Source organism: Agromyces litoreus (assembly GCF_040496015.1).
Taxonomy (GTDB): Bacteria; Actinomycetota; Actinomycetes; order Actinomycetales; family Microbacteriaceae; genus Agromyces; species Agromyces litoreus.
Window position 1 is genome coordinate 86,299 of sequence record NZ_JBEPKA010000008.1, and the last position, 22,939, is coordinate 109,237.

The 22,939-nt window shown below is 71.7% G+C and carries 20 protein-coding genes and 3 tRNA genes; 7 read left to right on the plus strand and 16 right to left on the minus strand.

Annotated features, from left to right (window positions below; genetic code table 11):
• Window positions 1-5 precede the first annotated feature (5 nt).
• The 3 genes from ABME01_RS08100 to ABME01_RS08110 all read left to right on the plus strand — a co-directional run bounded on the left by ABME01_RS08100 (window position 6) and on the right by ABME01_RS08110 (window position 1,956).
• Complete coding sequence (locus tag ABME01_RS08100; RefSeq protein WP_353827881.1) at window positions 6-293, plus strand: iron-sulfur cluster assembly accessory protein; 288 nt, start codon at window positions 6-8, stop codon at window positions 291-293.
• 281 nt (window positions 294-574) lie between these two features.
• Entirely contained in the window at window positions 575-1,165 is a 591-nt protein-coding gene (locus ABME01_RS08105) for a hypothetical protein (RefSeq protein ID WP_353827882.1), read from the plus strand.
• Window positions 1,166-1,191: 26 nt separating this feature from the next.
• Window positions 1,192-1,956 (plus strand): PspA/IM30 family protein, encoded by a 765-nt coding sequence (locus ABME01_RS08110; protein WP_353827883.1) that lies wholly within the window; start codon window positions 1,192-1,194, stop codon window positions 1,954-1,956.
• A 36-nt stretch (window positions 1,957-1,992) separates the two neighbouring features.
• Here ABME01_RS08110 and ABME01_RS08115 read toward each other — a convergent pair whose 3' ends face one another.
• The 3 genes from ABME01_RS08115 to ABME01_RS08125 all read right to left on the minus strand — a co-directional run bounded on the left by ABME01_RS08115 (window position 1,993) and on the right by ABME01_RS08125 (window position 5,899).
• Window positions 1,993-3,393, minus strand: a complete 1,401-nt coding sequence (locus ABME01_RS08115; protein ID WP_353827884.1) for an MFS transporter — start codon at window positions 3,391-3,393, stop codon at window positions 1,993-1,995.
• A 93-nt stretch (window positions 3,394-3,486) separates the two neighbouring features.
• Window positions 3,487-4,395: an alpha/beta fold hydrolase gene (locus tag ABME01_RS08120; RefSeq protein WP_353827885.1), complete on the minus strand. Its 909-nt coding sequence runs from the start codon at window positions 4,393-4,395 to the stop codon at window positions 3,487-3,489.
• A gap of 112 nt (window positions 4,396-4,507) precedes the next feature.
• Window positions 4,508-5,899, minus strand: a complete 1,392-nt coding sequence (locus ABME01_RS08125; RefSeq protein ID WP_353827931.1) for an MDR family MFS transporter — start codon at window positions 5,897-5,899, stop codon at window positions 4,508-4,510.
• A gap of 286 nt (window positions 5,900-6,185) precedes the next feature.
• Between ABME01_RS08125 and ABME01_RS08130 the strand changes: the two genes are divergently transcribed.
• Entirely contained in the window at window positions 6,186-7,982 is a 1,797-nt protein-coding gene (locus ABME01_RS08130) for an acyl-CoA dehydrogenase family protein (RefSeq protein WP_353827886.1), read from the plus strand.
• 16 nt (window positions 7,983-7,998) lie between these two features.
• On the opposite strand, the gene ABME01_RS08135 is transcribed toward ABME01_RS08130, so the two are convergent.
• The 7 genes from ABME01_RS08135 to ABME01_RS08165 form a co-directional block, all read right to left on the minus strand.
• A complete protein-coding gene (locus ABME01_RS08135) occupies window positions 7,999-8,988 on the minus strand; it encodes a hypothetical protein (protein WP_353827887.1) in 990 nt (329 codons plus the stop codon).
• Window positions 8,989-9,154: 166 nt separating this feature from the next.
• Window positions 9,155-9,228: transfer RNA gene (locus ABME01_RS08140), tRNA-Met, on the minus strand.
• Between the two features lie 35 nt (window positions 9,229-9,263).
• Window positions 9,264-9,335, minus strand: a tRNA-Thr gene (locus ABME01_RS08145).
• A 63-nt stretch (window positions 9,336-9,398) separates the two neighbouring features.
• Window positions 9,399-9,794 carry a DUF4190 domain-containing protein gene (locus ABME01_RS08150; RefSeq protein ID WP_353827888.1) on the minus strand — a complete coding sequence of 132 codons (396 nt, stop codon included), beginning with the start codon at window positions 9,792-9,794 and terminating at the stop codon, window positions 9,399-9,401.
• A 116-nt stretch (window positions 9,795-9,910) separates the two neighbouring features.
• On the minus strand, window positions 9,911-10,894 hold the full coding sequence (locus ABME01_RS08155; RefSeq protein WP_353827889.1) for a sugar ABC transporter permease: 984 nt from the start codon (window positions 10,892-10,894) through the stop codon (window positions 9,911-9,913).
• Complete coding sequence (locus tag ABME01_RS08160) at window positions 10,894-12,513, minus strand: ABC transporter permease subunit (RefSeq protein ID WP_353827890.1); 1,620 nt, start codon at window positions 12,511-12,513, stop codon at window positions 10,894-10,896. The genes ABME01_RS08155 and ABME01_RS08160 overlap by 1 nt, the downstream gene beginning before the upstream one ends.
• An 85-nt stretch (window positions 12,514-12,598) precedes the next feature.
• The gene (locus tag ABME01_RS08165; RefSeq protein ID WP_353827891.1) at window positions 12,599-13,837 is read right to left on the minus strand and encodes a sugar ABC transporter substrate-binding protein; all 1,239 of its coding nucleotides are present in this window, start codon (window positions 13,835-13,837) and stop codon (window positions 12,599-12,601) included.
• Window positions 13,838-14,087: 250 nt separating this feature from the next.
• Between ABME01_RS08165 and ABME01_RS08170 the strand changes: the two genes are divergently transcribed.
• Window positions 14,088-15,770: a glycoside hydrolase family 13 protein gene (locus tag ABME01_RS08170; protein WP_353827892.1), complete on the plus strand. Its 1,683-nt coding sequence runs from the start codon at window positions 14,088-14,090 to the stop codon at window positions 15,768-15,770.
• Window positions 15,771-15,925: 155 nt separating this feature from the next.
• Here the strand turns inward: ABME01_RS08170 and ABME01_RS08175 are convergent, their stop codons facing one another.
• The 5 genes from ABME01_RS08175 to ABME01_RS08195 all read right to left on the minus strand — a co-directional run bounded on the left by ABME01_RS08175 (window position 15,926) and on the right by ABME01_RS08195 (window position 20,305).
• Window positions 15,926-17,020 carry a M23 family metallopeptidase gene (locus tag ABME01_RS08175; RefSeq protein WP_353827893.1) on the minus strand — a complete coding sequence of 365 codons (1,095 nt, stop codon included), beginning with the start codon at window positions 17,018-17,020 and terminating at the stop codon, window positions 15,926-15,928.
• Window positions 17,021-18,338: 1,318 nt separating this feature from the next.
• Window positions 18,339-19,160, minus strand: a complete 822-nt coding sequence (locus ABME01_RS08180; protein ID WP_353827894.1) for an inositol monophosphatase family protein — start codon at window positions 19,158-19,160, stop codon at window positions 18,339-18,341.
• Between the two features lie 77 nt (window positions 19,161-19,237).
• Window positions 19,238-19,319: transfer RNA gene (locus tag ABME01_RS08185), tRNA-Tyr, on the minus strand.
• A gap of 144 nt (window positions 19,320-19,463) precedes the next feature.
• The gene (locus tag ABME01_RS08190) at window positions 19,464-20,126 is read right to left on the minus strand and encodes a PH domain-containing protein (RefSeq protein ID WP_353827895.1); all 663 of its coding nucleotides are present in this window, start codon (window positions 20,124-20,126) and stop codon (window positions 19,464-19,466) included.
• A gap of 14 nt (window positions 20,127-20,140) precedes the next feature.
• Window positions 20,141-20,305, minus strand: coding sequence for a hypothetical protein (locus ABME01_RS08195; RefSeq protein ID WP_353827896.1), 165 nt, complete (start codon window positions 20,303-20,305; stop codon window positions 20,141-20,143).
• A gap of 172 nt (window positions 20,306-20,477) precedes the next feature.
• Here ABME01_RS08195 and ABME01_RS08200 point away from each other — a divergent pair, with 172 nt between their 5' ends.
• Complete coding sequence (locus ABME01_RS08200) at window positions 20,478-21,500, plus strand: LacI family DNA-binding transcriptional regulator (RefSeq protein WP_353827897.1); 1,023 nt, start codon at window positions 20,478-20,480, stop codon at window positions 21,498-21,500.
• 24 nt (window positions 21,501-21,524) lie between these two features.
• Here the strand turns inward: ABME01_RS08200 and ABME01_RS08205 are convergent, their stop codons facing one another.
• Window positions 21,525-22,253, minus strand: coding sequence for a TSUP family transporter (locus tag ABME01_RS08205; protein WP_353827898.1), 729 nt, complete (start codon window positions 22,251-22,253; stop codon window positions 21,525-21,527).
• A 156-nt stretch (window positions 22,254-22,409) separates the two neighbouring features.
• Here ABME01_RS08205 and ABME01_RS08210 point away from each other — a divergent pair, with 156 nt between their 5' ends.
• Complete coding sequence (locus ABME01_RS08210) at window positions 22,410-22,898, plus strand: YajQ family cyclic di-GMP-binding protein (protein WP_353827899.1); 489 nt, start codon at window positions 22,410-22,412, stop codon at window positions 22,896-22,898.
• Window positions 22,899-22,939 lie beyond the last annotated feature (41 nt).

The following is a 22,939-nucleotide window of genomic DNA, read 5'->3' on the forward strand; positions in this document are numbered from 1 at the left end:
AACTGATGTTCGCACTGACCGATACCGCGACCACCGTCGTGAAGGAACTCGTGACCGGAGCCGGCGCACCCGAGGGATCGGGCCTGCGCATCGAGGCCGAGGACACGGACGCCACGCAGTTCGGCGTGGCCATCGCGCCCGCGCCCGAGCAGGGCGATGCCGTCGTGGAGCAGAGCGGCGCCCGCGTGTACCTCGGCGAGCGCGCCACCATCGCGCTCGACGACAAGGTCCTCGACGCCCGCGTGGCCGAGGACGGCCGGGTGTCCTTCGACATCCTGCCCCAGCAGGTCTGACGCCGACGGTCCACCGGCTCGACCGAGTGGACCGGAATGGCGGACGAGGTCCCGGCGAGCATCGCGCTCGCCGGGACCTCGTCGCGTTGGCGCGGCCGTGGCCGCCGGGCGGCGACGACGAAGCTGGGGATTTCCGCCACCCCCTGACGGATGGACGCGATCCGGCGTATATTCGCGTTATATCGCGAGTTCGACCCGCATCGGCGCCGGGAACGGCGCCGGGGCATCGCTCCACCATCCGGTCGGGCGCCGTCGAGCGCCCGAGAACGTGAGGTGGTCGCGTGGAGATCCTCGTCTGGCTGGTCGTGTCCTTCCTGCTCATCGTCGTCGCGTCGATCACGGCGACGATCCTCATCATCCGCGCGGTCGCACGCCGACTCGGGCGCACTCGCCTGCTCGCGGGCAACGCCCTCCGGGTACGCGCGAAGGTCGCATCGGGTCCGCGCGGCCGGGTGCTCCGGCTGCGCGTCCGCCTCGCGGACGCGATCGAGAGCGGGCGGGCGGCCGTGCAGGTCGCCGCATCGGGCCCAGGGCCGCGCGGCGAGTTCGACCGGCTGTTCGGCCGCATCGAGCTCGAGGCGGCCGCCCTCGACCGACAGCTCCACCTCATGGAGAGCGAAGCCGAACGCGGCGCGCTCGAGCGGGACCTCCCGGCCGCTGCCGGACGGGTCGACCGGCTCGCCGACATGGTCGGCCAGATGCGCACCGCCGTCGGATCGGGGCTCGGCGGCCTCAGCGACGACGAGCTCGGACGGCTCCGCGCCGACGTCGATCGCGAGGCGACGGCACTCCGCGCCGGCGTCGAGGAACTGCGCACCCTGAACCGCGGCGGGTCGTGGAACGGGCCCGACGCCATCCGTCGATCCGCCTGAATGCTCGAGACAAGGGGAACCACACCATGAGCAGCAACACGTCGCGCATGCGCACGATCTTCCGGAGCAAGACCTCGCGGGCGATGGATCGCCTCGAGGACCCCCGCGAGACCCTCGACGACAGCTACGACCAGCAGGTCAAGCTCCTGCAGCAGGTGCGGAAGGCGCTCGCCGAGGCCGCGACGGCGAAGAAGCGCATCGACCTGCAGGGTCACGAGCTCGGCACCCGCTACCAGCGCCTCGGCGACCAGGCTCGCGAAGCGGTGGCCGGCGGCCGGGAGGACCTCGCGCGGGCCGCCCTCGAGCGCCGGTCGCTCATCGAGCGGCAGGTCGCCGCGCTGCAGGAGCAGTACGCCGGGATGCAGCGGCAGACCGATCAGCTGCAGGACCGCGAGCGTCAGCTCTCCGAGCAGATCGCCGCCTTCCGGATCGAGAAGGAGACGATCAAGGCGACCTACTCGGCCTCCGAGGCGCAGGTGCGCGCGAACGAGGCCGTCGCGGGGCTCGGCGCGAAGATCGACGACGTGGGCACGAGCCTGGACCGGGCACGGGATCGCGTCGCGCAGATGCAGGCCCGCGCCGCGGCGACCGACGAGCTCCTCGCCAGCGGCGCGCTCAAGGACCTCACCGCGGCCCCCGACGCCGACATCGAGCGCCAGCTCGCCGCGATGAGCGCCAGGTCCGAGGTCGAGCGGCAGCTGCAGGCGATGCGCGATGAGGACTCCGGCGGGTCGGCCGCTCGGAAGGACCGGCGCGGCGACGGCGACGAGTGGCTGAGCATCGGGCACTGACCGGACGGCGACGACGCGGGCCCGCCCGGACGGGGATCAGCCGGAACGCCCGGTGCGGGGGGTCCGTGAGCCATCGGAGCGGATGAACCAGATCACGATGATCGTCCCGGCCGCGCCGAGCGCCGCGTCGAGCAGGAACGCGTTCCTGATGCCGGCCGTGAACGCGGCGGCGGCGAGCACGATCGCGGTGTTCACGCCGAGGGCGAGCGATCCGCCGGCGACGTTGCCCATGTAGATGATGCCGCCGGCGAGGCTCGAGTCCTCCGGCCGCACCGCGGTGACGGCGGCGGTCGTGATCGCGGAGAAGAAGAGGCCGACCCCGATGCCGCAGAGCAGGAGGCCGGGCACGAGCGGGAGGTACCCGCTGCCGATGGCCGCGGCGACGACGAGGACGCCGCCGGTGAGGCAGGCTGCCCCGATCCCCACGACGAGGCGGCTGCCGATCCGGTGGTACAGCGGCCCCGCCGCGAAGGAGACGATGGCGAACGTGAGCATCATCGGCAGCAGGCCGGCGCCGGCGGCGAAGGCACTCCAGCCGAGTTCCTTCTCGAGGTACTGCGGCACGTAGACGAGCACCCCGAAGTAGACGGAGCCGAGGAGCACGACCGAGATCAGCGCACCGGCGAACTGCCTGCTGCCGACCACGCGGGCGGGCACCAGCGCATCGTCGCCCTGCCGCCGCTCGATGAGCACGAACACCGGAAGCAGCAGGATCCCGACGACGATCATGCCGAGCACCCAGGGCGAGCCGAAGGTGTTCGCGCTGCCGATGTCGAGCGCCACGAGCACGAGCACCACCGCGGCGGACAGGCTGGCGATGCCGGGGACGTCGACCCTCACCCCGGTGCCCCGCGCGGACTCCGGCACGTTGCGGAGCACGACGAGCACCGCGATCAGCGCCACCGGGACGTTGACGAAGAAGATCCACCGCCACCCGAGCGTGTCGGTGAGCACGCCGCCGAGCAGCGGACCGATCGAGTTGCCGAGGCCGGCGACGCCGATGATCAGGCCGCCGGCGAGCCCGCTGCGGGACTTCGGGATGATCTCGTAGACCATGCCGAGGACCGAGGGCCACATCATGGCGCCGCCGATGCCCATGAGCGCGCGCGCCGCGATCAGCAGCCCGATGTCCGGCGCGAGACCGCCGAGCAGCGAGAACGTGCCGAACACGAGCGCCCCGATGACGAAGATGCGTCGACGCCCGAACAGGTCGGCGAGCCGGCCGCCGGTGACGATGAGCACGCCGAAGACGACCGTGTAGCCGTTGATCACCCACTGCGCCCGGTTCAGGGTCGTGTCGAGGTCGTGCTCGATGCTCGGCACCGCGACGCTCAGCGCCGTGAAGTCGTTCGCGACGACGAGGATGCCGAGCGAGAGCGCGACGAGGGTGACGATCGCGCTGCGGTCCAGGCGGTCGGTCGTGGTGCTCTCGGCCATGGAACCCTCCCCCGAGGCTCGGCGCCCGCCGATCGATGCGGGCGCGTCAGGCGCCAGCGTCCCAGAGCGGCCTCGCGCCGGCAAGCCCCTCAGTCATGCGCCCTTCCGGGGCGGATGGTGCACGCCGCGGTGGATCTCGACGACCCGCGCCCCGCCGGTCCACTCGGGGTCGTCGAGGATCGGGAGGTCGTCCATGAACCGCTCGATCAGGTGCGCCAGCGCCCGCCCGTGCGTGAAGTTGATCGCGTGAGCGGCTCCCTCGATGGTCACCGCGAGCACGTGGTTGTCGACCTGTCCGGCCACCTCCTGCACGCGCGCGGTGCCCGGCATCAGCGGGTCGCGATCGCCGAGGACGACGAGCGAGGGCAGTTCGAGGCCGAGGAGCCGCTCCAGCGAGGGGTATTGGGTGAGCGCCGCGAAGAGCCGGAAGGTGCTGGGCACGCCGAACCGCACGTAGTCGGGGACGGCGACCCGCGCCATCCTGACCGGCTCGCGCGTGCCGTCCTGGGCGAGCTGGCGCATCGCACGCGGCAACGGCCGGTTGAACGCCCCGCCGGCCGGCGAGACGAGCACCGCGCGGTCGATGCGGTCCGGGAATCGGTGGGCGAACTCGAGGATCACCGGGCAGCCCATCGAGTTGCCGACGAGCGTGGCACGCTCGACGCCGCGATCGTCGAGGAACCGCGCCGCAGCCTCGGCGAGGTCCGGGATGTCGAGCCCCTCCTCGTGGCGTCCGCTCCGTCCGAACCCCGGGAGGTCGGGCACGAACGTGTGGAAGCGGTCGGCCAGGATCTCGGCGGTCGGCAGGAGGTACCGACCCGACATGCCGAACCCGTGGACGTGCAGCATCACCCGCGGGTCGGGCGGGGGCGCGGTCGACTCGCGGTAGAACACGTCGACCCCGTCGACGACCGTCCACCGCTCCACGAGGCGCGAGGCCGGTCGCCTCGGAGTCCGCCGTCGCCGCCACCGCTCCGCGGCCGCAGCGCTCGTCTTCGCCATCCGGGCACCCCCTCGCCCGGCGACATCAGACCACGATCCGGTCGAGTCACGCGGGACCTCCGGCCCGCGGCGAACCGAGGATGGCGCGGCGCAGCGGAACGCCGCCGACGGCTCAGTCCGTCGCGGCAGTCCCCACGGGCTCGGTCGGCCGGTGCTCGATGTCGTCCACGTGCGCCCTGGGCATCGCGACGGCGCCGGCGATCGTGAGCACCGCCGCGACCGCGACCCCCGCGAACACCGCGGCCGACGCGGACTGGATGGCCGCTCCCGAATGCGGGCCGAGGCCGGTCCCGGCGATCACCGCATTCGCGACGGCGCCGAAGATCGCGACGCCGACGGCGCTGCCCATCGAGCGCAGGAACATGTTCGCTCCCGTCACGACGCCGCGCTCCGACCACGGCACCGACGACTGGGCGGCGATGAGCGTGGGCGACGCGACCAGCCCCAGGCCGAGTCCCACGATGAAGCACGCGATCGCGGTGGTCACCGGGTTCGGTGCGAGGGTCGCGGCGATGAGCGCGCTCGCGCCGAGCACCGTGATGCCGAGGCCGAGGAACGCGGTGTTGCGGAAGCCGATGCGCAGGTACAGCCGCCCCGACTGCGACGCCGAGATCGGCCAGCCCAGGGTGAGGGCGGCGACCGCGAGGCCCGAGACCAGGGGCGACTGGCCTGCCGACACCTCCAGGAACGTCGGAACGTACGAGGTGAGGCCGATGAGCACGGCGCCGACGCCGAGTGAGATCAGCGAGGTGGTCAGGATGAGGCGGCGCGAGAACACCCAGAGCGGCAGGACGGGTTCGGCCGCCCGCCGCTCGATGAGCACGAACGCGACGAGCAGGACCGCGGCGAGCGCGAACGCACCGATGCTCTGCCACGAGACCCACGCCCAGGCCTGCCCGCCCTCGAGCACGGCGAGGATCAGCAGCGTGAGGCCGACGGTCAGCACGCTCGCCCCGGCGAGGTCGATGCGGTGCCGCTTGCGCTCCACGCGCTCGTGGTAGTGGCGGATCAGCATCCACGCCGCGAGCAGGCCGAGCGGGATGTTCACGAAGAAGATCCACCGCCACGACAGGAACTCGGCGAACAGCCCGCCGAGCGAGGGCCCGATGACGGAGGACGCGGCCCACACGCTCGCGATGTAGCCCTGCACACGGGCGCGCTCGCGCACGGAGTAGATGTCCCCCGTGATCGTGATGGAGACCGGCAGCACCGCACCGGCCCCGAGGCCCTGCACGGCCCGGAACACGATGAGCGAGGTCATGTCCCAGGCGAAGCCGGCCAGGATCGAGCCGACGAGGAAGGCGCCGATGCCCACGAGCATGATCGGCTTGCGCCCGACGGTGTCGGCGAGCTTGGCGTACACGGGCACCGAGACGGCCTGCGCGAGCAGGTAGATCGAGAACAGCCAAGGGAACTGCGCGAACCCGCCGAGGTCGGACACGATGGACGGCACGGCCGTCGCGAGGATCGTCGCCTCGATGGCGACGAGCCCGGTGCTCAGCATCAGCGCGAGCAGCACCGGCCCGCGCTCGGATCGCAGTCCCACGGCGGTCTGCTCGGTCACGGGCCCTCCTCGCTCGGGTGCCGCAGGCGCGAGGCGACCCCACCCATGGCCAACGCGTCGGCGATCGGTCCATTCCCGATCGACCCGAACTCGTGCCGACGCGGTTCGGATCCGCAGGCGGGTGCTTCGCCGGGATCTGACAACCGCGGCGCCGGATCGACCGACGCGCTTCGTCGACAGCGACAGAATCGGCCCGAACCCCGAGCCCCCCGTCTACAGTCCGAAGATGACTGATTTCCGTCCGCCCGTCGCCGACCTGACGTTCGCGCTCACGCATGTCGTGGGCTACGACCAGGTCGCCGAGCTCCCGGGCTTCGAACATGCAGACCTCGACATGGTCACCGACATCCTCGAGGAGGTCGGCGGCTTCATGGCCGAGGTCGTCGCCCCCACCAACCGCGCCGGCGACCTCGAGGGCGCCCGGCTGAACGCCGATGGCACCGTGACCACCGCGACCGGGTTCAAGGAGGCCTACGCCGCCTACGTCGAGGCCGGCTGGGGGTCGGTCCCCCTGCCCGAGGCGTTCGGCGGCGGCGACTTCCCGCGCACGATCGGGCTCGCGATCCAGGAGCTGATGATGGAGGCCAACATGGCCTTCTCGCTCGCGCCCCTGCTCACGCAGGGCGCGATCGAGGCCCTGCTGCACTACGGCAGCGACGAGCAGAAGCAAGCCTGGCTGCCCAAGATGGTCACGGGCGAGTGGGCCGGAACGATGAACCTCACCGAGCCGCACGCCGGCTCGGACGTGGGCGCCCTCACGACGAAGGCCGTGAAGCGACCCGACGGCACGTACGGCATCACCGGCCAGAAGATCTTCATCACGTTCGGCGACCACGACCTGAGCGACCAGATCGTGCACCTCGTGCTCGCCCGCACGCCCGACGCGCCCGCCGGGACCAAGGGCATCTCATGCTTCATCGTGCCGAAGTTCCTGATGAACGACGACGGCTCCATCGGCGAGCGCAACGGCGTCCACACCGTCGGCGTCGAGCACAAGATGGGCATCCACGGGTCCCCGACGTGCGTGCTGTCCTACGAGGACGCCACGGGGTACCTGATCGGCGAGGAGAACCTCGGCATGCGCATCATGTTCGTCATGATGAACAGCGCGCGCCTCTCGGTGGGCACGCAGGGGCTCGCCGTGGCCGAGCGCGCGTACCAGCAGTCGCTCGACTACGCGCGGGAGCGGATCCAGGGCCGCACGCTCGGCGCCACGCAGGACTCGGCGATCATCGACTTCCCCGACGTGCGTCGCATGCTCATGACGCAGAAGTCGTACATCGCCGCGCTCCGCCGCATGATGCTCCTGAACGCCGTGTACGTCGACATCTCGACGCACCACCCGGATGCCGCGACCCGCGCCCGCGCGAACGAGATCGTCGGGCTGCTGACGCCGATCTGCAAGTCGTTCGGCACCGACCTCGGCAACGAGCTCACGTCGCTCGCGCTGCAGATCCACGGTGGCATGGGCTTCATCGAGGAGACCGGTGCCGCCCAGCACTACCGCGATGTGCGCATCGCCGCGATCTACGAGGGCACCAACGGCATCCAGGCCGCCGACCTCGTGGGGCGCAAGCTCGGCGTCAGGAACGGTGCATCGTTCCTCGAGTTCATCGCCACGATGCGCGAGCTCGACGACGAGCTGGCCGGCGCCGGCGACGAGTTCGCCTCCATCCGGGCCCAGCTGAGCACGAGCCTCGACATGCTCGAGCAGACCACCGCGTGGATGCTCAGCACCGGCCAGTCCGACCCGAACTCGGTGCTCTCGGGGTCGAGCCCGTACCAGCGCATCTGGGGCCTCGTGGTCGGCGGATGGCTGCTCGCGAAGTCCGCACTCGCCGCGCGCGAGCTCGACGGCGACGCCATCGCGGCGAACCAACTGCCGATGGCCCGCTTCTACGCCGAGCAGCTGCTGCCGGCAGTGGCCGGACTCGTCCCCGCGGCGACGGCCGGGTCGCGCGACCTGTTCGCGCTCGACGCCGACGCGCTCGGCGACGTGGCGCGGCGGGCCGCGCGCGTCTGACGCTCGCTGACGGAGGTCACCGGGGGTCGCGCCGTCCGGCGCGGCCCCCGGTTCCGTTCGCGCGGTCGTCGTGCGTCGCGTCGACGGACGGCGTCCGGCCCTCGGATGGCTCGGTGGGCGTTCCGGTCTCGGCCTCGTCGGCCAACGCAGCGTCGTCGACCAGCGCATCCTCGTCGACCGCCACGTCGGCTTCGCGGCGGCGCTGCACCGGCTTCTGGAGGAAGTAGGCGCCGAGCGAGCCCGCGAGCGTCGCGAAGACCACGACCGAGTACACCGAGAGCGCCACGTGCAGGATGCGCGTCAGTGGTGAGTCGCCTTCGAGCGGGGCGCCGGTCACGGTCGCGAGGGCGGTCTCGTACAGCGCCTCGCCGTAGCTGATGCCGTCGCCGGTGAGGTAGTGCAGTTGGCTGGCGGCCAGGATGACCACGGCGGTGACCGCGGCGAGCCAGGCGATCCGATCCGACAGCAGTCGCCCCGCGGACCGCGAGCCGCGGACCCCGGCGGTCAGCACCCCGCCCAGCCGCGCGATGGGCGCGACGCGGAAGAACGTGAGCACCCGGAAGAAGCGGAGGAACGGCACGGCGAGGAAGACGACCTGCCACCAGTTGCGACGCCAGAACGCCGCCGATCGGGCGACCCAGGCTCTCAGGGCGAACTCCGCCACGAAGATCGCCCAGAAGATCCAGCCGAGCACGGAGAAGACAGTCACGAGCGTCGGATCCTGCGCCAGGACCTGCCCGAGCACGACGAACAGGAAGACGATGCCGAGGATGCCCATCGGGCGGTCGAGGCGCTTCGCCAGGCGCTCCGCGGCGTTCATCCGCTCGGCCTCGGGTCGCTGGCGCAGGCGGCCGGCGGCGAGCGCCTCACGGCGCGTCGGCGCCTGCGCCGCGGCCGGGTCCGCGCGCCCCCGGGCCGCGGTCTCGGCCTGGTCCGGGGTCGACGGCACGCCCGAATCGCGTTCATCCGTCAGGGAGGACCGGGCGAGGTCCCTCTGCACGTCCATCCGAGCGCACCTCCCCCGCCACGGTAGGTCGGCGGGCGGTCCGGGCGCAGGTGGTCGACTCGACGCGTCGGATGCGCTAGCGCGTGGAGGCGCCCGCGGCGCCTCCGACCGCAGTGCAGTCGCATCCGAGAACGACAAAACCCCCGGATGACCGGGGGTTTCACGGTAGCGAGGGCGGGACTCGAACCCGCGACACCACGATTATGAGCCGTGTGCTCTAACCACCTGAGCTACCCCGCCGCGAAGGCCGCTCCGGATCGCGCCGGAGGAACCAGAGCCCCGAGTCAGGATTGAACTGACGACCCCTTCCTTACCATGGAAGTGCTCTACCACTGAGCTATCGGGGCGTGTGCCGCGCTGCGGCAACCACACGAGAATATCACCTCGGCGCGCGCACGTTAAATCGGCGGTCAGATCGCCGATCCGGCTCCTGAGGCGAGGCCGGCGGCACCGATCAGGAACGCGATGAACAGCACGTAGAGCCCGATCCCGACGACGAGCAGCGCCGTGATGGCGTACCCCAGGATCAGGCCCGTGAGCGCGGCGCCGGCGCCCTGCTCACCGCGTCGGCGGACCTGCCGACGAGCGATGTGGCCGCACACGATCGCGGGGATCGAGGCGAGGACGCCGAACATGATCCCGCCGATTCCGAGGCCGAACGCGACCCAGGCGAGCACGTTCTGCGGGGGCAGGACGGGCGGCGACCACTGGGCGGGCGGGGCATGCTCGCGCGCCGGAGCGGCCGTGGCGACCGGGCCGGGTGCGGATGGGGCAGGGGGAACGGGCGGGGGCGTCTGCGACGTCATGGCGGGGGCTCCGGTTTCGGGTCGTTCGGGTGGACCGAGCATGGGTGGGGCTGCTCACGACGGATGCCGCGACGCGGGGGTTCCGCGCGCGGCATCCGTACCGGTGGTGACCGGGGCTACTTGACCGCGCCCGCGGAGAGGCCGCCGACGATGTACTTCTGCAGGTACAGGAACAGGAGCACGACCGGCAGCGCGGCGATCACCGCGCCGGCCGAGAACGCCGCCCAGTCCGCGTAGCGCGGGTTCGAGACGAGCTTGGTGAGGCCCACCGCGAGGGTCTGGTTCTCGGTGTCGATCAGGATCACCGACGCCACCACGTACTCGTTCACCGAGAAGATGAACGACAGCAGCGCGACCACGGCGAGGATCGGGGCGACCAGTCGCAGGATGATCGTGAAGAAGATGCGCGCGTGGCCCGCACCGTCGATCTTCGCGGCCTCGTCGAGCGACGACGGGATCGTGTTGAAGTACCCGTACATCAGGTAGGTGTTCACGCCGAGCGCGCCGCCGAGGTACACCATGATCAGGCCGATGTGCGTGTTCAGGCCGATCTGGGGGAACCAGTCGCTGATCGCGGTCATCACCAGGAAGATCGCGACGACCGCGAGCATCTGCGGGAACATCTGGACGACGACGATCGTGATCAGCCCGAACCGGCGCCCGGTGAACCGCATGCGCGAGAACGCGTAGGCGGCGAGCGCGCCGAGGAACACCGTGAGCAGGGCCGTGACGCCCGCGATGATCAGCGTGTTCGCGAACCAGGTCGTGAACGGCACCTGCGGGTTCGTCAGGATCCGCGCGTACGCGTCGAACCCGATCTGCGAGAACAGGGCGTTCGAGCCCGTGAGCGTGCCGTTCGGGTTGAGCGACGACGAGATGACGAACACGACGGGGAACATCGCGAACACGACGACGACGAGGCCCACGAGGTGGCGCCATCCGGTCGCCTTGAACCACTTGACGAGGTTGAACGGGCGCTTCGGCGTCGAGGACGTGGCGCGCAGCTCCGGGTCGCGTCCCGCGCGGACGGCCTCGCCCTCTTCGCGGATCTCGCCCTCGAGGAGGCCGGCCTCCGAGCCGGGGATCGGCTGGTTCGACATCAGTTGATCTCCTCGAGCGACTTGGTCCGGCGGAACGCGATGATCGAGATCACCGCGACCACGATGAAGATGATGATCGAGTACGCCGCCGCGAGACCGTAGTCGCGGTTCTGCCCGGTGAACGCCACCTTGTAGACCATCGAGATCAGGATGTCGGTGAAGCCGACCGGGATCGGCGCGCCGACGTCGCGCGGTCCGCCGTTGGTCAACATGTAGATGACGTTGAAGTTGTTGAAGTTGAACGCGAACGACGCGATGAGCAGCGGCGCGACCGAGACCAGCAGCAGCGGGAGCTTGATGTGGCGGAAGGTCTGCCATGCCGAGGCGCCGTCGATGCTCGACGCCTCGTTGACGTCATCCGGGATCGACTGGAGCGCCCCGGTGCAGATGAGGAACATGTACGGGAAGCCGAGCCACAGGTTCACGATGAGCACCGAGACCTTGGCCAGCCATGGATCGGTGAGCCACGGGATGGACGCGCCGCCGAAGATGACCTGGTTGATGAAGCCGAAGCTCTCGTTCATCATGCCCGCCCAGACCAGCGCCGACAGGAACGACGGGATCGCGTACGGGATGATCATGACCACGCGGTAGTACTTCCGCCCCCGCATGCGCATGTCGTTGAAGACGAGCGCGAGGAAGAGGCCGAGGAAGAACGTCGAGGCGACCGAGATGAGCGCGAACGCGAACGTCCACAGCGTCACGTAGAAGAGCGGGCCGGCCAGTCGCGTGTCGGTGACGGCGCGGATGAAGTTGTCGAACCCGACGGTGATCTGCCAGCCGGGCAGGAGCTCCTGTCCGTCCTCCGACGTGAAGGCCCCGGTTCCGATGTCCGAGTACACCGTGCCGCTCCGCAGGTCGGTCATGGTGCCCGCGGCCTCGTCGTACACGAGGTTCGAGGTGTAGAGGTAGGCGTTGGAGCCGTCGGGGGTCCGGATGGCCCCGTCGTTGGGGTCGTCCGAGAACGGCACCGCGAGCTCGGTGATCTCGTCGGTGCGTGCGATCACGTCGGCGAAGCGGAGCGAGGTCCACCCGTCGATCGCGACCGCCGTGCCGCCGTCCAGCTCGGCGCCGTCCACGGGCTGCAGGGGCTGCTCCGCGGTGCCGACGCTGACGTCGCCGTCGGGGTCGGTGACGAGCAGGCCGAGCGTGCCGAGCTGGTCGACGACGGTGACCTTGTAGGTCGGCGAGTCGGGGACGCGTTCGAGCGACGCGGCCATGAGCGAGCTGACCGCCTGCTCCTTGGAGCCGTTGTGCCCGGTGCCGTAGTTGGTGAACGCGATGTAGCCCGTGTAGACCAGCACGAACACCTGGAACAGCACGAGGAAGATCACGCCCGGCGTGAGGTACTTCGCCGGAAGCCGCTTGCGCGAGAAGTAGATCCAGTTGACCAGGATCGTGACGCCGACGACGACGCCGAGCACGATCCAGTCCTGCGAGAGCGCGAGGACGAAGACCGCGTAGAGGGCGAGCGCGTCGACGATGCCGAGCAGCAGCAGCTTGATCAGGATGATGCGGACGCCGCCGGATGCGGCGTCGGCGAGCGCCGCGGCACGCCGCTGGCGCTTCGTGGGCGGAGTGGCCTGGTCGGCGACTCGCTCGTCGGTCGTGATGCTCATGTGCCCGCTCTTCTCTCGAACGCTCTGGGGACGCGTGTGGCTCCGGGCCGGATGCCGACTGGCATCCGGCCCGGAGCCTCAGGCCCTACTTGGCGTCGATCGCCGCCTGGACGTCGGCGGTGAGCTTCTCCCACGTGGCCGCGGGGTCCTCGCCGTTGATGATCGAGGCCTCGGCGATGCCCCAGTACTGCCAGACCGAACCCATGGCGGGGATGGCCGGCATCGGGACGGCCTCCTGGCCGACGGCCGCGAAGCCCTCGATGATCGGGTCGGACGACGCGGACTCGGCGGCGGCCGAGAGCGCGGGCAGGATGTTGCCGGCCTCGAACAGCTCGAGCTGCACGTCCTCGGTGCCGATGTAGTTCACGAGGAAGTCGTTCGCGGCGACCTTGTTCTCCGACTCGGACGAGACGAAGAAGCCCTTGACGCCGGCGAACGGCGACGCGGCGTCACCGGTCGGGCTCGGGACGGTGTCGATCGCGACGTTCACGCCGCCGTCGATCGCGGCGCCCACGTTCCACGGGCCGGTCAGCCAGAAGGCGGCCGTGCCGTCGAGGAAGGCCTGCTTGGCGATGTCACCGTCGATGTCGGTGTTGAAGACGCCGGTGCCGTTCTTGCCCTGGCCGCTGAGCCACTCGGCGAACTCGGTGCCGCCGGCGCTGCCGAGCTGCAGGTCGCTGGGGTCGTAGCCCTCGTCGTTCGTGCCGAACACCGGGGCGCCGAACGCCGTCTGGAACGGGTAGAGGTGGTACGGGTTGCCCTCGGCACCCTGCTCCACCACGAAGGGCTGGTCGAGGCCGGCGGCCTTGCCCTTCTCGATCATGTCGTCGAAGCTCGTCGCCGCCTCGGAGACGAGGTCGGCGTTGCGGAGCACCGCGATGTTCTCGACCGCGTAGGGGAGCATGTAGACGGTGCCCTCGTAGGTCGCCGCGTCGATCGCGACGGGGAGGTAGTCCGCGGCCGAGTCGCCGAGCTCGAGCGGCGCGACGACGCCGTTGGTCGAGAGCTCGCCCAGCCAGTCGTGCGCGCCCATCGTGATGTCGGGGCCCTCGCCGGTCGGGACCTGCTGGATGAAGTCGTCCTTGATGGTCGAGACGTCCTTGCCGACGAGGTCGACCTCGACGCCGGTCTCCTCGGTGTAGGCCTCGGCCGCGCCCTTCAGCGCGTCCACTCGCTCGGAGTCGACCCAGACGGTCAGCGTGCCGCCCTCGGCGGTGGCGCCGTTGTCGCCCTCGCCCGAATCGCCGGCGCAGCCGGCCAGGCCCAGGGTCGCGACGACGGCGACAGCGCCGGCCGCGAGGAGGCTCTTCTTGTTCACCCGCATTGGTGTGCCCTTCTCAGTGTGCGTGAGACCGGCGCCTTCGCCTGGTGGGGAGTTCCGCGCACCGTGCTCGAAAGGCCGTTCTTCCGGATGTAGTTGCCCGCGATGTGATTGCAAGCGGTTTCAGGTATACCCTCTTCGAGTCGTATTGACAACTCGGCGTTACCCGATCGATACGGGGTTCGCAGGGCGGCAGCGCGGTCGTCTTGCTGCAAACGCTTCCAGATACGTGAGATTGGCTTAGGGTTTCCGCATGACTTCCGAATGGTGGCGCACCGCCGCGATCTACCAGATCTACCCCCGCTCCTTCGCCGACGCGAACGGCGACGGCATGGGCGATCTGGCCGGCATCCGCACCCGCCTCCCCGCGCTCGCCGAGCTCGGGGTCGACGCGATCTGGCTGTCGCCGTTCTACACCTCGCCGCAGAAGGACGCCGGGTACGACGTGGCCGACTACTGCGACGTCGACCCCCGCTTCGGCACGCTCGCCGACTTCGACGACATGCTCGCCGAGGCGCACCGGCTCGGCCTGAAGGTCATCGTCGACATGGTCCCGAACCACTCCAGCGACCAGCACGCCTGGTTCCAGGAGGCCCTCGCCGCCCCGCCCGGAAGCCGGGAGCGGGCGCGCTACATCTTCCGCGACGGCAACGGCGTCGACGGGGAGCTCCCGCCGAACAACTGGGAGTCGGTCTTCGGCGGATCGATGTGGACCCGCACGACGAACGCCGACGGCACGCCGGGCCAGTGGTACCTGCACATCTTCGACAGCTCGCAGCCCGACTTCGACTGGACCGACGAGGAGGTGCGCGGGGAGTTCCGTCGCATCCTCCGCTTCTGGCTCGACCGCGGCGTCGACGGCTTCCGCGTCGACGTGGCGCACGGCCTCATCAAGGCCGAGGGCCTGCCCGACTACACCCCGCCCGCCGACGCGGGCTCGATGGGCGGCAACGCCCACGGACTCGAGGCCGGCGTGCCGCTCGAGCCCGAGATCCACGACGAGGGCGACGGCGCCCCCTACTGGGGCCAGGAGGGCGTGCACGAGGTCTACCGCGACTGGCGCAAGGTCCTCGAGGAGTACGACGGCGAGCGCATCCTCGCCGCTGAGGCCTGGGTCGACCCGCTGAGCCGCGTCGCGAAGTGGGTGCGCCCCGACGAGATGCACCAGGCGTTCAACTTCGCCTACCTCGAGACGCCCTGGGAGGCCGCTGCCCTGCGCAAGGTCATCGATCACTCGATCGACACCTTCGCGGCCGTCGGCGCGCCCTCGACGTGGGTCCTGTCGAACCACGACGTCATCCGCCACGCCTCGCGGCTCGCCCTGACCGCCGACAGCCTTCAGGGCCATGGCATCGGGCCCAAGAGCCCGGGCCTGCCCGACCCCGCCGTCGGCCTTCGCCGTGCCCGCGCCGCGACCGCGCTCATGCTCGCGCTTCCCGGCTCCGCCTACATCTACCAGGGCGAGGAGCTCGGCCTGCCCGAAGCGATCGACCTCCCCGACGAGGCGCGTCAGGACCCCACGTGGTTCCGCACCGACGGCGAGCGCTACGGCCGCGACGGATGCCGCGTGCCGATCCCGTGGGAGGCCGACGCGCCGTCGTACGGCTTCGGCCCCTCGGAGGACCCCTGGCTTCCCCAGCCCGCGCAGTGGGCCGACTACGCCCGCGACCGCCAGCGCGGCGTCGAGGGTTCGACGCTCGAGCTCTACCGGGCCGCGCTCACGGAGCGCCGCGCACGTTCGCTCGCGAGCGGCTCGATCGAATGGCTCGACAGCGGGAGCGACGACGTGCTGATGTTCCGCAACGGCGGGATCACCGTCGTCGCGAACACCGGCTCGGAGCCCGTCGCGCTGCCGTCCGGCGAGATCCTGCTCACCAGCGGCCCGCTCGACGGCGATCGTCTCCCGGCCGACACCACCGTCTGGCTCGTCTCCTAGGACGCGAGATCGACCACCGCCGGTGGGGCGGGCGCGACACTGCGCCCGCCCCACCGGCGTCGGCGGGCGCGGTGGCGGTTCGCCGCCCGGTCACGGACCCGACTGAGCGCATGCCGTGACGCGCATATGCGGTCACGGCGCGAGCGCCCGGCGGCTCAGTTGGTGTTGGCCCAGAGCCACTCGAGCGGGTCGACCCAGTAGCCGTCGACCCCGCCGATGCGGATCTCGAAGTGCAGGTGCGGGCCCGTGGACATGCCGGTGTTGCCCGTGGTGCCCAGCACGTCGCCGACCTCGACCGTATCGCCGACCTCGAACCGCCGGGAGCCGTACTCCATGTGGGCGTAGACGCTCGTGATCACCTGGCCGTCGATCACGTGGTCGACCATCACGACGACGCCGAGCGAGCCGCCCGAGTCGGTCGAGACCGACACGACGCCGTCGGCGATCGACTGGATCTGGGCACCGAGGCCGGGGTTGAAGTCCTGCCCGTGGTGGTTGGTCGAGCAGCCGTAGCAGTTGCGGTAGCCGAAGCGATCGCCGATGTGCACACCCACCGCGAACGGCCACTGGACCGTGCCGAGCGGGTTGTTCGTGAAGGTCGCCTCGGCGCGGATGCCCGCGGCCTGCGCGTACTCCTCGATCGTCTGCGCCTCGTAGCCCTCGCGCTCGATGCCCCCGGCGAGCGCGCCGCCGGAGATGTCGACGCGCTGCCCGTCCACGGTGGTGCGCGTGGTCTGGGCGAGCGCCATGGCCTGCACCTCCGCCGGCGTGAGGAGGGAGAGCGAGGGAACGGAGGTCGCGAGCGCGAGGAGGGCGACGAAGCCCATCGCGACGACGCCGGCCATCCGCGTGGTCACGGCGCGCCGCGCCGATCGCCGGGGCGCGCGCGCCGCGGACGGCCGTGCGGCCTCGGGGCGGGTGACCGGGCCCTGCGGAGCGCGCCGGTCCGCCGGCGTGCGTCGACCGACCGGCATCCGGTGGCCCGCGGAGGCCTGGCCGTCGACCGGTGCGACGTCGAACTCGCGGACCTCGTGCCCCACGGGCGTGGCTCCGAAGCCGAGCAGGTCGCCGATGTCGCCCGCGGCGTCGTTCGGCCGCGGCGCGACGTCGGCGCGCGCCTCGGGCCGTTCGGACGGCGCAGCCGCCCGCTCATCGCGCTGCGGCGGCCGGCGGTCGACCGACGACGGGCGGCGGTCGGCCTCGCGGCCCGTGCCCCGGTCGGAACGGGAGGGACGCGGGACCTCGTTCATGGAGGGCCCGGGCACGGGGCGCACGGCGCCGGCGACCGCGTCCGAACGCGGTGCGCCCTGCGCACGTCGCGCTGCCGCGGCCTCGGGGCCGGAGCCCGGCGTTCCCGGTCGGGCGCTGCGAACGTCGCCCGGATGGCGCGGACCCGGTCGCGTGCCGGCCGGGCGGACGGGCGGCATGCCGGCCTCGCGCTGCGGCGCGCGCGGGGGTGCGCCCTCCGCCCGCTGGGCGTCCGGGCGCGCCGGCGCAGCCGGTCGCTCGACCGGTCGCGGCGAGCGGGTCCCGGGATGAGGTGCTCGGCTCGGATCGACGGGGCCCGCGGGGCGAGCGGCCGGGCGGGGCGACTCCGGTCCGGTGCGGGCGGACCGGGCGCGCGGGTCGCCGGTGCGGAGCGACTCGTCGCGGCGCGGCTCACCGGTGCGGAGCGACTCGCCGGTGCGGAGCGAGTCGTCGCGGCGCGGCTCGACACGACCGTGGTCGGTCGCACGGGGCGCCGGGGCGGTGGCGTCCGCACCCGGCCGACGCTGCGGCGTCCAACCGACGCCGGGCTCGCCGGGCACGTTCCGCGCCGGCCACCCGGCCTGCGACGGCGGCGTGGCGGGCGTCGAGCTGCGTGGCCCCGTCGCCGGGGCGCCCGGGACGTCGCCGTCGACCGGTCCCGGTGCTGCGCGGCGGCCGGTCCGCGCGGCCGGCGTCGACTGGTCGACGACGGGCGGCGCCGCTCGGCGCCCGGGCTCGCGAGATGCTGCGGGGCGCTCGACCGGCGGTTGCACGGCAGGCGCCGCGACCCGGCGTGCCCGCCGTGACGCGGCGGACGCGTCCACATCGGCCGCAGGCTCATCCTCGGCCGCGAGGCGCCGATCGCGCGGACGGAGCGGACCAGTCGCATCCGCACGACCGCGCAACTCGTTCCCGCCGATCGGGAGCGGCTGCGACGGGAGCAGGTGCTCGAAGGACGTGCCCCCGGATACGCGGACGGCCGAGTCGCCGACCCGACGGTCGACCGGCTCGGCCGGGATGGCGTGCGAACGGTCCCGCAACTCGCGGCGCGACAGGGGCCGTTGCGACCGCAGAGGGTCCTGGGTGCCTGGCGCTGAATGGTCGGGCACGAGGGGGATCTCGGGCACGTCGGGGGACTTTCGCTCGTTCGGGGGGCTGACGGGGGCGCCGCGACCCGGTTCAGGGCCCGTTGGTCACGGATCGGTAAAGACTAACCGCTCACGCGTCATCGCGCCACGTCGGACGGACGATTCGCCGGGTGCCGTCCGGGATCGCGGACAGATGTTGCACGGGTGGTCGATCGCGGCACGGTGCGAGCCGTCACGCACCCGAGCCCTCGAGCAGCGCGGCGAGCTCGTCGAACACCGACGACGTGGCGCCGAGCAGCATCCGATCGCTCTCCGCCTCGCCGCGCAGGCCGCCCATCCGCCCGCCCGCCTCACGCACGACCAGGCCGCCCGCCGCGTGGTCCCACGGGTTCAGGCCGACCTCGTAGAACGCATCGAGGCGTCCGGCCGCCACGGCGCACAGGTCGAGCGCCGCCGAACCGAACCGCCGGATGTCCCGGATCTGCGGCAGCATGCGAACGAGCACCTCCGCCTGGCTGCGGCGGCGATCCGCGGAGTAGCCGAAGCCCGTGCCGACGAGCGCGCGCGACAACGGCACGTCCTCGTTGACCCGCAGGTCGCGGTCGCCGAGCCGCGCCCCGCCGCCGGCGTGCGCCTCGAAGACCTCTCCCGAGACCGGATTGACGACGACCCCCGCGAGCGCGCGCCAGTGCTCCGGATCGGGCGGGCCGTCGACCACCGCGATGCTCACCGACCAGGCCGGGATGTCGTAGAGCAGGTTGACGGTGCCGTCGATCGGGTCGACCACCCAGTTCAGGCCGGTCGAGCCGACGTGCGCGTCCTCCTCCTCGCCGAAGATGCCGTCGTCGGGCCGGGCGTCCAGGATCATCGAGCGGATGCGCTCCTCGGTGTCGCGGTCGACCGCGGTCACGATGTCGGTCGGCGTCGACTTCGTCGCGGCGACGCTGACGCCGCGACGGCGTTCCTCGAGGGCGCGGTCGGCGGCGGCGAGCGCGATGCGTCGCGCCACGGCGAGCAGGTCGGCGGATGCCACGGGCGCGGCGTGCTGGGTCATGGCCCCCACGCTACGCCCGGGGCGCCCACGCCCGCGGGAGAACGACGGAAGCCCCGGCGAACCGGGGCTTCCAGACGTGGCGAGTGAGGGATTCGAACCCCCGAAGTCGTAGACAGCTGATTTACAGTCAGATCCCTTTGGCCGCTTGGGTAACTCGCCGTACGCCCGACCACGTTGTTCACATGACCGGGGGCCACACAAGGATACCCGCGCGGTGCCGCTGCACGAAATCGAGGCCGGCATCGGATGGTGCGGCTCCGGGAACCGGCTCGATGCGGGTTCGGGAACCCGGCCCGACGCGGGCTAGAGCCGATCGATCGGCATCGTGTCGTTCGGGCCGAACCGCTCGTGCCGATCGTCGACGCCGACGCCGGTCGAGGCCGCGTCGTGCGAACCGGTCGCCGCACGCACCGAGATGCCGCCGGGCTCCGGAACGCCGGCGCCGCGGTTCACCGCCCCGCGCAGGCCGGCGCGCGCGATGGTGCGCTGGATGGTGAGGTCGCGCTCGCGCGGGTTGCCGACGTACCGGATCCGGTTCAGGCCCTGGTTCTGCGCGGCCGACTCGAACACGAAGTGGCCGTAGCCGAAGACGCGACCGATGAACGGCTGGTGCACCGAGATGTCGAGGATTCGCGCGAGCGGCATCGTCGCGATGTGCTGCGAGAGGATGCCGTGGACGCGGAACACGCGCATGTTCGTGATCACGAATCGGTCCATCTGGGCCTGCAGGATGCGCGACATGGCCCAGATCGCGAGCCCGAGGGCGAGCACTGCGGGAAGCCACCACGCCTGCGGCGGCACGACGAAGGCCAGCAGGAGCAGGGGCACGGATGCCACGAGTCCGAGCACCGGCGTCGCGATCGCCGCCCAGTGCTTGGCCACCTCGTCGACCACGACCTCGCCCTCGTCGGCGATCAGGAACCGCTCGACGCGGGGGTCGAAGAGGCTTCGGGCGCGCGGGTTCACGACGGGTCTCGCGGTCAGGAGACGAGCGAGGTGAAGAAGCGGCCGACGGCCTCGATGGCGCCCCAGACGGCCTCGAACGCGCCCTGCACGGCGGCCGCGGCATCCTCTGGGCGGGTGATCGTGTAGAACAGGGCGAACCCGATGACGAGCGCCAAGACGATGCGCTTGATCCACTTCACGGCGGACGTCCCTTCGAACAGACGGGTGGCAGGCCGAACCCCCCTGAGGGCCCGCCCGGACCCGCACCTTTCTACCGCACGCCGCCGCCGCGCTCAACGCGCCACTCCGTCCGGCGATAGGATCGGCAGCGCCCGTCCGACGCTCCGAGGACGGAGGCAGGCGGAGTATTCCATGGTCGGCATCGAAGAGGTGGCCAAGCTCGCGGGGGTGTCCACCGCGACGGTCTCGCGCGCCCTCAGCGGGCGCGGGCACGTCTCGCCGACCTCCAAGGCGAAGGTCGAGGATGCGGCGACGAAGCTCGGCTACGTCGTCTCGTCGAACGCGTCGAGCCTCGCCTCCGGGCGCACCCGCAACGTCGGCGTCGTGATCCCGTTCCTGAACCGGTGGTTCTTCTCGGCGGTGCTCGAGGGCGCCCAGCGCTCGCTGCTCCGGCACGGCTACGACCTCACGCTCTACAACCTCGCGGGCGACGGCCGGGAGCGCTCGAGCGTGTTCGAGCACTTCCTCCTCCGGCAGCGCGTGGACGCCGTCGTCGCGGTCTCGCTCGAGCTCACCGAACCCGAGGTCCAGCGCCTGCACGACCTCGGCAAGCCGCTCGTCGGCGTCGGCGGCCCGATCCCGGGCGTGCGGACGCTCACGATCGACGACGTCGCGGTCGCGCGCCTCGCGACCGACCACCTGATCGCGCTCGGGCACCGCCGGATCGCGCACATCGGCGGCGACCTCGAGTTCGACCTCGACTTCCACCTGCCGACCAACCGCCGGCTCGGGTACGAGGCCTCGCTCCGCGAGGTCGGCGTGGAGCCCGACCCGCGCCTGTTCGCGCCGGCCGACTTCACCGTGGCGGGCGGGTACCACGCCGCGAAGCAGCTGCTCGGCGTGCCCCACGACCGGCCGACGGCGATCTTCGCGGCGTCCGACGAGATGGCCATCGGCTCGATCCTCGCGGCGCGCGACCTCGGGATGGTCGTGCCGCGCGACGTGTCGATCATCGGCGTCGACGACTACGACCTCTCCGACTTCTTCGGCCTGTCGACGGTCGCCCAGTTCCCGCAGGGCCAGGGCGAGCACGCGGTCGAGATCCTGATGGAGCAGCTCGAGCCCGGCCCCGAGGGCGCGTCGCCCGCGGCCGCCACTCCCCTGCCGTTCGAGCTCCGCGTGCGCTCGTCGACGGCCGTGCCGCCCGAGCGCTGACCCGCCCCGACACCGCAGCCCGCGTCAGCCGACCGCGGCGAGCGAGGTCACGACGAGCGTCGCGCCCGCGGCCGCACTGAGGCCGAGCGCCGCGCGCGAGACGATGCGGATCGGCAGTCGCCGCACCCAGCCGCGTCCCACGAGGAGGCCGAGCCCCGCGAGCGCGGCCATGACCCCGGCGAGCTGGAGGTCGACGAGGTCGGGCGGGACGGCGATGACCGTGGTCGCCATCGAGACCGGAGTCATCCCGAGGAAGGCGGCGGCGGTGTTCGCACGGAGCCGGTCGGGCCGGTCCGGTCGGTAGGCGACGGCGAGGGGCGGCCCCGGCATCGACGCGAGCGAGTTGAGGCCGCCCGCGAACGCGCCCGCGGCGAGGATCGTCGCGCGCCGCTGCGGCAACCGGAGCCCGAGCAGGCCGATCGTGCTCGCGGCGATCACGAGCACGCCGATGACGGTGCGCAGCTCCGGCCCGCCCGCGACGGCGAGCACGAGCGTGCCGGCGATCGCCCCCGGAACCGATGCCGCGACGATGGGCAGCACGACCCGCCACTCGAAGCCCGAGCGGTTGTCCCAGAGGGTGGTCACCAGCACCACGAGGCTCGCGGCGAGCAGGGCGAACGGGCTCCGGTCCGGCGCCATCAGGATGAGGGCGGGGGCGGCGATGAGCGCGAACCCGAACCCGGTGGCGGACTGGGCGACGGCGGCGGTCATGACGGCGACCGCGAAGGCGGCCGCACCGAGCGGGTCGATCACGCCGCAGTCGCGCGCAGGACGCGACGTTCGCTCAGGATCACGGATCAAGGGTAGGTCATCGCGACCGGCAGGGCCGACCGGGACGAGGCACCGGCGCCCGTCCCGCGGCATCCGCTCGCCCGTGGCATCCGCCGACCGCTCGGTAGACTGGCGCCCATGGCTGATTCGACGTTCGACATCGTGAGCAAGGTCGACAAGATGGAGGCGGAGAACGCCGTCAACCAGGCCCGCAAGGAGGTCGACCAGCGCTACGACTTCAAGGGCGTGGGCGCGTCGGTCGAGTGGTCCGGCGAGAAGATCCTGCTGAAGGCGAGCTCCGAGGAGCGCGTCAAGGCGGTGCTCGACGTCGTGCAGTCGAAGTTCATCAAGCGCGGCATCTCGCTGAAGTCGCTCGACTCCGGCGAGCCGTACGCGTCGGGCAAGGAGTTCCGCATCGAGGTCGCCCTGAAGGACGGCATCTCGCAGGAGAACGCCAAGAAGATCGGCAAGTTGATCCGCGACGAGGCACCGAAGTCGGTGAAGTCGCAGATCCAGGGCGACGAGCTGCGTGTCTCGTCGAAGAGCCGCGACGACCTGCAGGAGACCATCCGGCTGCTGAAGGCCGCCGACCTCGACGTCGACCTCCAGTTCGTCAACTTCCGCTGACCCGGGCGGGCGGCTCCACGCGATGCGCTTGCGCGCGACGC

Coding starts and splice junctions, on each gene's coding strand:
- ABME01_RS08100 (WP_353827881.1), top strand. CDS start 6: ATGTTCGCACTGACCGATACCGCGACCACCGTCGTGAAGGAACTCGTG.
- ABME01_RS08110 (WP_353827883.1), top strand. CDS start 1,192: ATGAGCAGCAACACGTCGCGCATGCGCACGATCTTCCGGAGCAAGACC.
- ABME01_RS08115 (WP_353827884.1), bottom strand. CDS start 3,393: ATGGCCGAGAGCACCACGACCGACCGCCTGGACCGCAGCGCGATCGTC.
- ABME01_RS08120 (WP_353827885.1), bottom strand. CDS start 4,395: ATGGCGAAGACGAGCGCTGCGGCCGCGGAGCGGTGGCGGCGACGGCGG.
- ABME01_RS08125 (WP_353827931.1), bottom strand. CDS start 5,899: ATGCTGAGCACCGGGCTCGTCGCCATCGAGGCGACGATCCTCGCGACG.
- ABME01_RS08130 (WP_353827886.1), top strand. CDS start 6,186: ATGACTGATTTCCGTCCGCCCGTCGCCGACCTGACGTTCGCGCTCACG.
- ABME01_RS08135 (WP_353827887.1), bottom strand. CDS start 8,988: ATGGACGTGCAGAGGGACCTCGCCCGGTCCTCCCTGACGGATGAACGC.
- ABME01_RS08150 (WP_353827888.1), bottom strand. CDS start 9,794: ATGACGTCGCAGACGCCCCCGCCCGTTCCCCCTGCCCCATCCGCACCC.
- ABME01_RS08155 (WP_353827889.1), bottom strand. CDS start 10,894: ATGTCGAACCAGCCGATCCCCGGCTCGGAGGCCGGCCTCCTCGAGGGC.
- ABME01_RS08160 (WP_353827890.1), bottom strand. CDS start 12,513: ATGAGCATCACGACCGACGAGCGAGTCGCCGACCAGGCCACTCCGCCC.
- ABME01_RS08165 (WP_353827891.1), bottom strand. CDS start 13,837: ATGCGGGTGAACAAGAAGAGCCTCCTCGCGGCCGGCGCTGTCGCCGTC.
- ABME01_RS08170 (WP_353827892.1), top strand. CDS start 14,088: ATGACTTCCGAATGGTGGCGCACCGCCGCGATCTACCAGATCTACCCC.
- ABME01_RS08175 (WP_353827893.1), bottom strand. CDS start 17,020: ATGAACGAGGTCCCGCGTCCCTCCCGTTCCGACCGGGGCACGGGCCGC.
- ABME01_RS08180 (WP_353827894.1), bottom strand. CDS start 19,160: ATGACCCAGCACGCCGCGCCCGTGGCATCCGCCGACCTGCTCGCCGTG.
- ABME01_RS08200 (WP_353827897.1), top strand. CDS start 20,478: ATGGTCGGCATCGAAGAGGTGGCCAAGCTCGCGGGGGTGTCCACCGCG.
- ABME01_RS08210 (WP_353827899.1), top strand. CDS start 22,410: ATGGCTGATTCGACGTTCGACATCGTGAGCAAGGTCGACAAGATGGAG.